Origin of the sequence: Xanthomonas campestris pv. phormiicola (assembly GCA_025666215.1) — a bacterium.
Lineage (GTDB): Bacteria > Pseudomonadota > Gammaproteobacteria > Xanthomonadales > Xanthomonadaceae > Xanthomonas_A > Xanthomonas_A campestris_A.
Genome location: CP102593.1, coordinates 3,685,219 through 3,697,550, shown reverse-complemented (window position 1 = coordinate 3,697,550; position 12,332 = coordinate 3,685,219). Strand labels below are relative to the sequence as shown.

Below are 12,332 nucleotides of genomic sequence, written 5' to 3'. Positions count from 1 at the left end.
CCCGTCCAGCGTCGTCCATGCAGGCTGCAGCGCGGTGTTCGCGCATTCGCGCAACAAGCCCGCTCGCGACATGGCGCGTTGGCCGACAAGGGCGGGCGATGGCATCGACGTGCTGCCGTTCCTGGCCGAGCACAGCTGCCAGTCGCAGCTGGCTCATATCAGCCGCCTGGACACGCGTCGCGACAACACCGGCGAGCGGCCCGGTCGCGTCGTTGCACGCGCCGCGCTTGACTGTTCCAGCGGCGATGCGCCGAATGCATTGACCCGCCTGCGGCGCGGGTCCAGACTTGCGCCCTCGTCCACGTATCGCCCGCCCTTCCATGTCGCACGCACCGCTGCTGATATTGCCGACCGACGCCCTGCGCATCAGCGCGGGCCGGGTGCGCCTGCCTGACGGGATGGACCGAGCCGAGCCGTAGCGCTCCGCCGCCGCCGATCCGCCGCAGACAAGCACCCGATGGGTGCTTTTTTATTGCCTTTTTTCCAGCTTCCCCACTTCACCGAACCGATGCGAAGGAGAACGTGCCATGCACTACGCCGCCGAACCGAAAACCTAGCCGCATGCCCAGTCGCCAACCGGGGCATGCGGCTTCCCCGCGTTGGCATCTGGAACCCATCTCATGAACACCCAAACCCTCTCCCGCTGGCGCAACCTGGGCATCATCGCCCACATCGACGCCGGCAAGACCACCCTCACCGAACGCCTGCTGTGGGCGACCGGCGCGATCCATCGCGTCGGCGAAGTCCACGACGGCGCCGCCACCACCGATTTCTCCGACATCGAACGCGCCCGCGGCATCACCATCGGCGCGGCCGCGGTGCAGGCGCAGTGGGCGCCGCGCGGGCAGCCGGCGCATCGGCTCACCCTGATCGACACTCCCGGGCACATCGATTTCGCGATCGAGGTGGAACGCTCGCTGCGCGTGCTCGACGGCGCGGTCGCGGTGTTCTCCGCGGTCGACGGCGTGCAGCCGCAATCGGAAACCGTGTGGCGCCAGGCGCGCCGGCACGGCGTGCCGCTGCTCGCGTTCGTCAACAAGATGGACCGCGCCGGCGCCTCGTTCGAGGGCGTGCTGGCGCAGCTGCGCAGCAAGCTCGACGCCACGGTGTGGGCGGTCGGCGTGCCGCTGCCGGGCGATTCCGGCTTCGACGGCTGGGTCGACCTGGTCGGCCGCCGCGTCCTGGCGTGGGACGGCGACGGGCGCCTGAGCGTACGCGCATGGAGCGCGGACGACAGCGCCGCGTTCGCCGCGGCGCGCGAGCAGTTGATCGCCGCGGTGGCCGAGCACGACGACGCGCTGGCCCAGGCCTATCTGGAAGAGCGTGCGATCGACGACGACGCGCTGCGCGCCGCGCTGCGCCGCGCCACCCTGGCCGGCGCCGGCGTGCCGGTGCTGGCCGGCTCGGCATTCAAGAGCAAGGGCATCGAGCCGTTGCTGGACGCGATCGTCGACTGGCTGCCGTCGCCGCTGGACCGCCCGCCGGTCGCGGCGACGCGCGACGTCGATGACGCCAGCGGCGCTCATGCCGTGCAGCTGGCGCCGGATCCGTCCGCCGCGCTGGCGGCGCTGGTGTTCAAGGTCGCGCATACCGCGCAGGGGCCGCTGGCCTTCGTGCGCGTGTATGCGGGCACCTTGCGCGTCGGCGACATGGTGTGGACGTCGCAGGCGCGGCGTCTGCGCCGGGTCGGGCGGCTGGCGGTGGTGCAGGCGCAGCGCACCCATGACGTGGCGCAGGCCTGCGCCGGCGAGATCGTGGCCATCCTCGGCTGGAAGGAGGCGGCCAGCGGCGAGACGCTCAGCGGCGGCGACGCGCGCTGGGTGCTGGAGAGCATCCGCACGCAGCCGCCGGTGCTGGCGTGGCGGCTGGGCGCGGCCAATGCCGCGGAGCTGGTGCGGATGGGGCAGGGACTGGCGCGGCTGGCGCAGGAGGATCCCTCGTTGCGCGTCGACAGCGATGCCGAGACCGGCGAAACCCTGGTCTGGGGCATGGGCGAGCTGCACCTGGAGGTGATGGTGGAGCGCCTGCGCAGCGAGTGGCAGGTGCACGTGCGCACCGGTGCGCCGCGCGTGGCCTACCAGGAAACGCTGCGCGCCGCGGCGCTGGGCGTGGCCGGGCGGCTGTCCAAGCAGAACGGCGGCCATGGCCAGTTCGCGCAGGTGGTGCTGGACATCGTGCCGCGCGCGGACGGCGAGGTCACCTTCACCGACCGCAGCCGCGGCGGCGTGGTGCCGAAGGCCTTCGTCGCCGCGACCGAGAAGGGCGTGCGCGCGGCATTGGCGCAAGGCCCGCGCGGCTACCCGGTGGTCGGGGTGGAGGTGGCGTTGGTCGATGGCCAGGCGCACGCGGTGGATTCGTCGGACCTGGCGTTCCAGCGTGCGGCGTCGGACGCGGTGAAGGCGGCGCTGGCGCAGGCCGGCACGCTGCTGCTGGAGCCGGTGATGGCGCTGGCGATCGACACCCCGGCGGCCAGCGTCGGCGACGTGCTCGGCGATCTGCAGCGGCGCGACGGGCGCGTCGTGGCGATCCAGGAGTACGGCACGCGCGCGGACGTGGTCGCGCACGCGCCGCTGGCGCAACTGCAGGCCTACACCACTGCGTTGCGCTCACTGACCCAGGGGCGCGCGTCGGCGAGCATGACCTTCGACGGCTACGAGGCGGTCAGGGCGGCGTAGATCGCCCGTCTGCGAGAAGTACTGTACGAAGTCGAGGAGCCGGTTCGCCGGCTCCTCTTTTTTTGCCCGGCGCTTGCGCGTGCGCCGCGATCCGGGCTTCATAGGCGCCCCCGACACCGGAGCCGCGCATGCGTCGACTCGTTGCCATCCTTGCCGTGCTGCCTGCGCTCGCCGCGGCGCAGGCGCCGCCGTGCCAGACGCCGCTGCAGGTGGCCGAGCGGCTGTACCAGGCGCGCGATTTCTATCGGCGGCCGCAGGACCTGGATGGCTTGCTGACACCGCCCTTCGCCCATGCGCTCGAGACGGGACTTGGCTGTACCAAGCGCAAGGGCGACTGCCGCCTGGGCTACGACCCGTGGACCGATGCGGAGGGCGCCATCGACGGCGCGCCGCGCTTCACCCTGGTGTCCGGCGGGTCCCTGGCCACCGTGCTGGAAGTGCGCATGGACTATCGGCTGGCGCTCGGTGGCGACGGCTCGGTCAAGATCGAACTGCAGCGCCGCGGCAACGGCTGTTGGGCGGTCAGCGACCTGATCTCGCCGGACGGCGATTCGCTGTTCGCGCGGCTGTCGAACGCGCCGGAATAAGCGCAGCGCATAAAAAAACACGCCGACCTGCGCCGGCGTGGTTCGGACGACCTGCCCGCGCCCTGCAGCGGGAGGGTAGGCGCGAAGGCGTCCGCGACTAGTGCAGCTTCAGCATCACGATCGCCTTGGCCGGCAGCGCCACGGTCAGCGTGCCGCCCTGCAGGCTGGCGCCGCCGAAGGCCGCCGGCTTCACCGCCTGCGGCTGTTCGAAGGTGTTGAGCGCAGTGATCTTCGGCGCGGTGAGGATCTGTCCGCTGACGCCGCTGGCCTGCACGCCGTCCACGCTCACCACCACCTCCGCGGCGCGGTTCGGGTCGAGATTGGTCAGCGCCACATACACGTGGCCATCCTTCGCCTTGACCGCCGAGCCGTGCACCGACGGCACCGTGTACTCGCCGTGCCTGTAGTCGGGCGCCTTGATCTGCAGCGGCAGCGCGGTCGCGTCCTGGTACGGCTTGTACATCGCGAACACGTGGTAGGTCGGGGTCAGCAGCATCCTGTCGCCGTCGGTGAGGATCATCGCCTGCAGCACGTTGATCATCTGCGCGATGTTGGCCATGCGCACGCGGTCGGCATGCTGGACGAAGATATCCAGGTTGAGCGAGGCCACCAGCGCGTCGCGCAGCGTGTTCTGCTGGCGCAGGAAGCCTGGGTTGACGTTGGGCAGACCGCCGTACCACGTACCCCATTCGTCCACCACCAGCGCCACCTTCTTGCCCGGGTCGTACTTGTCCATGATCGCGCTGTGCTTGCTGATCAGTTCGTCCATCAGCAGCGTGCGCGACAGCGTCTCGATCCACGCGGTCTCGTCGAAATCGGTGGACGAGGCGCGCGGCGGCCAGCCGCCGGGAACGGTGTAGTAGTGCAGGCTCATGCCGTCCATGAACTTGGCGGCTTCGCGCATCATCACTTCGGTCCAGTGATAATCGCCCTCGTTGGGGCCGGGCGCGATCTTCATGATCTTTTGGTCGGCCGGCGCCTTGACGAAGGTCTGGTAGCGGCGGTACACGTCGGCGGCGTATTCCGCGCGCATGTTGCCGCCGCAGCCCCACAGCTCATTGCCGACGCCGAAGTACGGCACCTTCCACGGCGCGTCGCGGCCGTTGCCGCGGCGCTGGTTGGCCAGCGTCGACTTGGTCGGCGCGGTCATGTACTCGACCCATTGCGCCATCTCGTCCGGCGCGGCGTCGCCGACGTTGCCGGCCACGTAGGCCTGGGTGCCGACCAGCTCGGTGAAGTCCATGAACTCATGGGTGCCGAAGCTGTTGGGTTCCTCGACGCCGCCCCAGTGGGTGTTGATGCTGGTCGGGCGCCTGGCGCGCGGGCCGATGCCGTCGCGCCAGTGGTATTCGTCGGCGAAGCAGCCGCCGGGCCAGCGAATGTTGGGCACCTCCAGCGCCTTCAGCGCCGCGACCACGTCGTTGCGGTAGCCGCGGGTGTTGGGGATCTTCGAGTCCGGTCCGACCCACACGCCGCCGTAGATGCCATTGCCCAGGTGTTCGGCGAACTGGCCGAACAGGTTGCGCGAGACCTGCGCACTCGGCTGATCGGCATGCAGCGTGCCGCGCACCTGGACGTCGGCGGCCTGCGCCAGGCCGGCGCCGAAGGTCAGCGCGGCCACCGCGACGGCCAGCGGCAGGCGTCGCCGCCAGCGCAGCGCGGCGTTCTTCAGTGAGCGGGTCGAGAGCATCGTGGGTCTCCTAAGTGGATGGGGCGGCGGAGCCGTGCAAGGACGCCGCGTCGGTGATGAGGGGCGGTGCCGGCCGCACGCGGCGCATGCACGGGATCGGCGCTGCACGGGGCCGCTGCGGCGCGCAGCGGCAGTCGTGGGTGGCAGGGCGCGGCGTGGTGGCGGTATCGGCGCAGATCGCAGTCCTTGTGATCGGTGAGGGTGCGGCGCTGCGGCAGCCCCCGGCCGCGGTTCGAGCATAGGCAGGCCGGCGCGTTGCGACCAATGACTTAAATCCTCGCTGCTATAGCCGATTCGCATCGCTGGCGCGGCTGTCCGCTGACGTGGTCGCCGCGCCGTCCCGTTGCGCTCCCCGATTCGCGCATCGAGGATAGGCGAGCGACAGATAGCCGACCAATGATTTAAATCGGCGTATCGATATGGGGATTGCAATGATGCGATGCCGCAGATCGTGCATGGAGTGCGCCTCGCACCCATTTCGTCGTGGCGCGTGATCGCAGTCGCAAGCACGCGGCGTGGTGCATCGATGCACCAACCTGCGCGGCGATGGCTTGCGAGCGGCCGCGCTGGTTATGCTGCGTGGCACGCGTGGACTCCGCACGCGCCTACAAAGGACCCCGCATGTCATCGATCTTCGGCCAGCTTCCCGACGGTACCGCCATCCAACGCTTGCTCCTGGACAGCGGCGCCGGCTTGCGCGCGGAAGTGCTGACCTATGGCGGCCTGCTGCGCGGCTTGAGCCTGGAGACTGCGCGCGGCCGCACCGAACTGGTCCTCGGGCTGCCGACGCTGGACGCGTACCTGCACGACCCGGCCTATCTCGGCGTGCTGGTCGGCCGCTTCGGCAACCGCATCGCCGGGTCGGCGTTCAGCGTGGACGGGCAGCGTTACGCGGTCGCCGCCAACGAAGGCGCCAATCATCTGCATGGCGGCGCGTGCGGATTCGGGCGCCGGGTGTGGTCGGTGCAGGCGCAGTCCGAGCGCAGCCTGCAGTTGCGCTACGACTCGCCGGCCGGCGAGGAAGGCTATCCGGGCAACGTGCAGGTCAGCGCCGAGTTCAGCGTGCACGGGCGCACCCTGGAACTGCAGTTCGCTGCGCAGACAGATGCGCCGACCCCGCTCAATCTCACCCATCATCCGTACTTCAACCTGGCCGGCGATGCCGGCGTGGCGGCCGCCGCGCAGTGGCTGCGCGTGCCGGCCGACCGCTACCTGCCGGTGGCCGACGCGGCGTTGTTGCCGACCGGCGAGGTCGCCGCGGTGGCCGGCACGCCGTTCGACTTCCGCCGCCCGCGCGCGATCGCCGACAAGGACGGCGCGGCCGATCCGCAGTTGCGCCTGAGCGGCGGCTACGACCATTGCCTGGTGCTGGCCGAGCCGCGCGACTGCAGCGCCATCCTGTATTCGCCGCACAGCGGCGTGGCCATGCGCATCGCCAGCGCGATGCCGGCGCTGCAACTGTACGAAGGGCACTGGCTGGATCGCCAGCATCCGGGCCTGGGCCGCGGCGTGTGCCTGGAGCCGCAGGGCTATCCGGATGCGCCGAACCAGCCGGGCTTCCCCGACACCATCCTGCGTCCCGGCCAGGTCTACCGGCACCGCATCGAATACCGCTTCGCCGAGGTCGGCGCGCATGCCGATTGGACCGCGGTGGAGGCGGCATTGGCCGATTGAGGTGTGATGCAGGGCCGCCGGCAGGCGGCGCGCTTCCTGTAGGAGCGGCTTCAGCCGCGACAGAACGTTTCCGCAACCGACATTTCCTCGGCGCCGGCGTCGCGGCTGAAGCCGCTCCTACAGGGAGGCATTGCATCCCCCAATGCCGACACGCAGCCGCTACTGCGGATGCCCGAGCACCAGTTCGATGACGAACTTGCTGCCGAAGAACGCCAGCAGCAGCAACAGCATCGCCGCCAGGGTCCAGTGCACCGCCTTGATGCCGCGCCAGCCGTAGCGCCAGCGGCCGAACAGCAACGCGCCGAACACGATCCACGACAGCACGCTGAGCACGGTCTTCTGCACCAGCCGCTGCGCCAGGAAATCCTGCACGAACAGCACCCCGGTCAGCAGGGTCAGGGTCAGCAGGATGAAACCGACCACGATGGTGCGGAACAGCAGCGTCTCCAGCGCGGTCAGCGGCGGCAGCGCGCGCAGCCACGGATGGAAGTCGCGGCGGCGCAGCGCACGCTCCTGCAGCCACAGCATCACCGCCAGCAGCGCGGCGATGCCCAGCGTGGCGTAGGCCAGCAGCGCCATCCACGCATGCAACTGCAGCCGCCAGTCCAGCACCGGCGCCGGCTCGTGGCCGTGCGAGTGGTAGGCCAGCAGCAGCGCGGCCGACAGCGGGAACACCACCACGCCCAGCGCCGCCATGCGCCCGCTGGCCCCGACCAGCGCGGTCATCAGCGCCATGCCCAGGCTGACCAGCGACAGCGCGGCGAAGAAGTGCATGTCCGGCCCGCCGGCGGTGTGCAACGCCACCTGCACGTGGTAACCCGCATGCAGCGCCACCGCCGGCAGCGCCGCCCACAGCCAGCCGCGGCTGCGCTCGACCCGGTCGCGCACCACCGAGCCGACCAGCAGGCCGGTGGCGGTGAGGTACAGCAAGGTCGCGAGCAGTACGATGAGCATCGCGCCAGTTTCGCATATCGGGCCTGCGCTCGTGGCGGCGGCCCCCCGAGCGGGTGCGTCTGCTGGCGCCGCGTCCAAGCAGCGCGCCATGCGCCTGCGCCTTCGGCGGCAGCAACAGACGGCCGGCGGCCAGCGGCACCGAGTACGGCGCCCGGCCGCCGATGCGGCGGCAGGCCAGAGCCGCGGCCGTCTCCGGGATCGCCGGCGGGCGCGGCTATAATCGACGACCGTTTCCCGTCTGCGACCCGCCCGCATGTTCGAATCCCTCACCCAACGCCTCTCCGGCACCATGCAGCGCCTGCGCGGCCGCGGCCGCCTGACCGAGGAGAACATCCGCGAAGCCACCCGCGAAGTGCGCATCGCGCTGCTCGAGGCCGACGTCGCGCTGCCGGTGGTGCAGGCGCTGATCGAGCGCATCAAGGTGCGCGCGGTCGGCCAGGAAGTGCTCAAGAGCCTGACCCCGGGCCAGGCGCTGATCAAGGTCGTGCGCGACGAGCTGACCACGGTGATGGGCTCGGCCGCCAGCGACCTCAACCTCAACGTGCCGGCGCCGGCGATCGTGCTGATGGCCGGCCTGCAGGGCGCCGGCAAGACCACCACGGTCGGCAAGCTGGCCAAGCACCTGAAGGAAAAGCGCAAGAAGAAGGTGATGGTGGTCTCGGCCGACGTCTACCGCCCGGCCGCGATCGAACAGCTCAAGACCCTGGCCGAACAGGTCGGCGTGCTGTTCTTCCCGTCCGAGGCGACGCAGCAGCCGGTGGACATCGTCCGCGCCGCGATCGCCGATGCGCGCAAGTCCTTCGTCGACGTGCTGCTGGTGGATACTGCCGGCCGCCTCGCCATCGACGCGGCGATGATGGCCGAGATCAAGGCGCTGCACGCGGCGATCAACCCGGCCGAAACCCTGTTCGTGGTCGATGCGATGACCGGCCAGGACGCGGCCAACACCGCCAAGGCGTTCAGCGAGGCGCTGCCGCTGACCGGCGTGGTGCTGACCAAGACCGACGGCGATGCCCGCGGCGGCGCCGCGCTGAGCGTGCGCTACATCACCGGCAAGCCGATCAAGTTCATCGGCGTGGGCGAGAAGCCCGACGGCCTGGACGTGTTCCATCCCGATCGCCTGGCCAGCCGCATCCTGGACATGGGCGATGTGCTGTCGCTGGTCGAGCAGGTCGAGCACCAGGTCGACAAGGACAAGGCGCAGAAGCTCGCCGAGAAGGTCGCCAAGGGCAAGAAGTTCGACCTCAACGACATGCGCGACCAGCTCGAGCAGATGCAGAACATGGGCGGCCTGTCCGGGCTGATGGACAAGCTGCCGGGCATGGGCCAGATCCCCGAGCACCTCAAGCAGCAGGTTGCCGGCAACAAGGACGTGCCGCGGATGATCGCGATCATCGGCTCGATGACCAAGAAGGAGCGGCGCAACCCGACCCTGCTCAACGGTTCGCGCCGCGCCCGCATCGCGCGCGGTTCCGGCACCCAGCCGGCCGATGTCAACAAGCTGATGAAGCAGTACCAGCAGATGGAAAAGATGATGTCGAAGATGGCCGGCGGCGGCATGAAGGGCCTGATGCGCGGCATGAAGGGCATGATGGGCGGCATGGGCGGCCGCGGCGGCCTGCCGTTCCGCTGAACCGTAAAGCCCCTCTCCCCCCGGGAGAGGGGTTGGGGTGAGGGTAGGGGCGAAGCCACCTCGCCATGCATGGAGGGGCTGGGAGTGGGTCGGGGCGAAGCCACCTCGCCATGACTGGAAGGGCCGGGAGCGGGCAGGCGCGAAGCCACCCGCCATCCATCCGGATGCAGCCTTCGCCCCGCGCCTGCCGCACCCCGCAGCCGCTGCGCAGAAACTGGCATCATCCGCTGCGCCATCATCCGACACGCCGCCACCGCGGCATCGACCCGCCATGCACGATTCGCTGCACCACCGCGTGACCGCCTTCTGCGCGCGCTTCGGCCTGCGCACGCCGATCCTGCTGGCGCCGATGGCCGGCGCCTGCCCGGTGCCGCTGTCGGTGGCCGTCGCCCAGGCCGGCGGCATGGGCGCGATGGGCGCGGTGCTGTCCTCGGCCGCGGACATCGGCACCTGGATGGATGCGTTTCGGCGCCATACCAACGCACCGGCGCAGGTCAACCTGTGGGTGCCCGATCCGCCGCCGCTGCGCGACGCCGCGGCCGAGGCCGTCACCCGCGCATTCCTCGCCCAATGGGGGGCGCCGGTCGAGGCCGCTGCAGGCGATGCCGGTCCGGCCGATTTCGGCGCGCAATGCGCCGCACTGCTGGATGCGCGTCCCGCGGTGGCGTCCTCGATCATGGGCCTGTTCGCGCCCGCCTTCGTGGCGCAGTTGAAGCAGGCCGGCATCGCCTGGTTCGCCTGCGCCACCACGCTGGACGAGGCCTTGGCGGCGCAGGCGGCCGGCGCCGATGCGGTGGTCGCGCAGGGGGCCGAGGCCGGCGGCCACCGCGGCGCGTTCGATGCGGCGCGCGCCGAGCAGCAACTGACCGGGTTGTTCGCGCTGGTGCCGCGGCTGGCCGACCGCCTGGACGTGCCGGTGATCGCCGCCGGCGGCATCGCCGATGGCCGCGGCATCGCTGCGGCGCTGACCCTGGGCGCCAGTGCGGTGCAGATCGGCACCGCGTTCCTGCGCACGCCGGAAGCGGCGCTGGCGCCGGCCTGGGCCGAGGCGCTGGCCGGCGCCGAACCGGAGCAGACCACGCTGACCCGCGCCTTTTCCGGCCGCCTCGGCCGTGCGCTGGCCACCGACTACGTGCGCGCCGCGGCCGGGCCGACGGCGCCGCCGCCGCGGCCCTACCCGGTGCAGCGCGGGCTGACCGCGCCGATGCGCCAGGCCGCGGTCCGCGACGACCGGCTCGCGGCGATGCAGGCCTGGGCCGGGCAGGCGGCGTGGATGGCGCCGGCGCAGCCGGCGGCGACGCTGCTGGAAACCTGGTGGATGCAGGCGCAGGCCTTGCTGTGAGCGCCCGGCTGTTCTGCAACGGGCGCCCGGCGGGCGCGGACGCGCTGGCCGCGCCGGCGCTGGTCAACTACGGCCACTTCAGCACGATGCAGGTGCGCGCCGGCGCGGTGCGCGGTTTCGACCTGCACCTGCAGCGGCTCGACGCGGCCACGCGCACGCTGTTCGGCAGCGAACTGCCGGCCGATCGGATCCGCGCCGAGTTGCGCGCGGCGCTGGCCGCGTTCGGCAGCGCCGATGCGGCGCTGCGTGCCAGCGTGTTCGCCCGCGACTTCGATTTCCGCCGCGCCGATGCGGCCTGCACGCCGGAACTGCTGGTGGCGCTGTCCGCGCCCGCCCAGCCGGATGCCGCGCCGCTGCGGCTGCGCAGCGTGGCGTTCGCGCGCGAGCTGCCGCAGATCAAGCACGCCGGCACCTTCGCCCTGTTCCACCAGCGCCGGCTGGCGCTGCAGGCCGGTTTCGACGATGCGCTGTTCGTCGATGCCCAGGGCCTGGTCGCCGAGGGTTCGACCTGGAACCTCGGTGCCTGGGACGGGCAGGGCGTGGTCTGGCCGCGGGCGCCGGCCTTGCGCGGCACCCAGGAGCGGTTGCTGCAGGCCGGGCTGGCCGCGCTCGGCGTGGCCCAGCAGCTGCGGCCGCTGCATGTGCGCGAACTGGCCGGGTTCGCCGCGGTCTTCGCCTGCAATGCGCGCGGCCAGCAGGCCATCGCCGCGGTGGACGGGCAGGCGCTGGGGCCGGCCACGGAGCTGTTGCGGATGCTGAACGACGCGGTCGAGACCCAACCCTGGCAAGCGATCTGACGGAGCCGGGGGCGACTTGGCAGCGTTCCGGGCGCCGGCTATAATCGGCAGTTCACCGCGCCATCCTGGCGACTGGGCAACACCGGAAAACTCACCATGGTCAAGATTCGCCTTACCCGTGGCGGCGCCAAGAAGCGCCCCTTCTACCACATCATCGTCACCGACGTGCGCAGCGCGCGCGACGGCCGCAACATCGAGCGCCTGGGCTACTACAACCCGGTCGCGCAGGGCGCCGAGCCGCGCATCGTGCTCGACCTGCCGCGCGTGGATCATTGGGTGTCCAATGGCGCGCAGCTGACCGACAAGGTGCGCAACCTGTACAAGGAAGCGACCAAGGCCCAGGCCGCCGCGGCCTGATCCTGCGGGCCGCGCCACGCGCGGCCCTTCGGTTTTTGCACCCATGAAAGACAGCCAGCGCCGTATCCTGCTGGGCAGGATCCTGGGCGCCTTCGGCGTACGTGGCGAGGCCAAGCTCGAGTCGTGGACCGAGCCGCGCCTCGCCATTTTTCGCTACCAGCCCTGGATCGTGCGCAAGCCTGACGGCAGCGAAAGCACCCTGAGCGGCGTGCGCGGCCGCGAATCCAGCAAGCACCTGGTGGTCACCTTGCCCGACGTCACCGATCGCGATGCGGTCGAGGCGCTGCGCGGCACCGAGATCTACGTGGCGCGTGACACCCTGCCGCCGCCCAAGCCCGACGAATACTACTGGGTGGACCTGGAAGGCATGGACGTGCGCACCGTCGACGGCGTGGCCCTGGGGCAGGTCTCGCACCTGTTCTCCAACGGCGCCAACGACGTGCTGGTGGTGCGCGGCGACCGCGAGCGGCTGCTGCCGTTCGTGCAGCCGGACTACGTCAAGTCGGTGGATTTCGATGCCAACCTGATCGTGGTCGACTGGGACCCCGAGTTCTGAGCGAGGCGGGCGCGCATGCGCCTGCCGTGGCCGTTGCTCCGACCAATCCCCAATCCCGACTCCCCAA

At 70.9% G+C, this 12,332-nt stretch carries 11 protein-coding genes; 9 read left to right on the top strand and 2 right to left on the bottom strand.

All coding sequences use genetic code 11. The features are described from left to right. Positions 1-34: 34 nt before the first annotated feature. The 3 genes from NRY95_15325 (at position 35) to NRY95_15315 (ending at position 3,262) form a co-directional block, all read left to right on the top strand. Positions 35-394 (top strand): hypothetical protein, encoded by a 360-nt coding sequence (locus NRY95_15325; GenBank protein UYC15092.1) that lies wholly within the window; start codon positions 35-37, stop codon positions 392-394. Positions 395-620: 226 nt separating this feature from the next. Continuing rightward, on the top strand, positions 621-2,675 hold the full coding sequence (fusA, locus tag NRY95_15320) for an elongation factor G (GenBank protein ID UYC15091.1): 2,055 nt from the start codon (positions 621-623) through the stop codon (positions 2,673-2,675). A 128-nt stretch (positions 2,676-2,803) separates the two neighbouring features. Next, the gene (locus NRY95_15315) at positions 2,804-3,262 is read left to right on the top strand and encodes a hypothetical protein (protein ID UYC15090.1); all 459 of its coding nucleotides are present in this window, start codon (positions 2,804-2,806) and stop codon (positions 3,260-3,262) included. 97 nt (positions 3,263-3,359) lie between these two features. Here the strand turns inward: NRY95_15315 and NRY95_15310 are convergent, their stop codons facing one another. After that, positions 3,360-4,952, bottom strand: coding sequence for an alpha-N-arabinofuranosidase (locus NRY95_15310; GenBank protein ID UYC15089.1), 1,593 nt, complete (start codon positions 4,950-4,952; stop codon positions 3,360-3,362). Between the two features lie 621 nt (positions 4,953-5,573). On the opposite strand from NRY95_15310, the gene NRY95_15305 reads away from it, so the two are divergent. Further along, positions 5,574-6,626, top strand: a complete 1,053-nt coding sequence (locus NRY95_15305) for a galactose mutarotase (GenBank protein ID UYC15088.1) — start codon at positions 5,574-5,576, stop codon at positions 6,624-6,626. Positions 6,627-6,785: 159 nt separating this feature from the next. Here the strand turns inward: NRY95_15305 and ccsA are convergent, their stop codons facing one another. Next, positions 6,786-7,580, bottom strand: coding sequence for a cytochrome c biogenesis protein CcsA (gene ccsA, locus NRY95_15300; protein ID UYC15087.1), 795 nt, complete (start codon positions 7,578-7,580; stop codon positions 6,786-6,788). A 253-nt stretch (positions 7,581-7,833) separates the two neighbouring features. Between ccsA and ffh the strand changes: the two genes are divergently transcribed. The 5 genes from ffh (at position 7,834) to rimM (ending at position 12,265) form a co-directional block, all read left to right on the top strand. Further along, the gene (gene ffh, locus NRY95_15295; protein UYC15086.1) at positions 7,834-9,213 is read left to right on the top strand and encodes a signal recognition particle protein; all 1,380 of its coding nucleotides are present in this window, start codon (positions 7,834-7,836) and stop codon (positions 9,211-9,213) included. Positions 9,214-9,484: 271 nt separating this feature from the next. Next, entirely contained in the window at positions 9,485-10,555 is a 1,071-nt protein-coding gene (locus NRY95_15290) for a nitronate monooxygenase (GenBank protein ID UYC15085.1), read from the top strand. Next, positions 10,552-11,352: an aminotransferase class IV family protein gene (locus NRY95_15285; GenBank protein ID UYC15084.1), complete on the top strand. Its 801-nt coding sequence runs from the start codon at positions 10,552-10,554 to the stop codon at positions 11,350-11,352. Before NRY95_15290 ends, NRY95_15285 begins: the two co-directional genes overlap by 4 nt. Positions 11,353-11,448: 96 nt before the next feature. After that, positions 11,449-11,709, top strand: a complete 261-nt coding sequence (rpsP, locus tag NRY95_15280) for a 30S ribosomal protein S16 (GenBank protein UYC15083.1) — start codon at positions 11,449-11,451, stop codon at positions 11,707-11,709. Positions 11,710-11,752: 43 nt separating this feature from the next. Next, positions 11,753-12,265, top strand: coding sequence for a ribosome maturation factor RimM (gene rimM / locus NRY95_15275; protein ID UYC15082.1), 513 nt, complete (start codon positions 11,753-11,755; stop codon positions 12,263-12,265). The last annotated feature ends 67 nt before the right edge of the window (positions 12,266-12,332 follow it).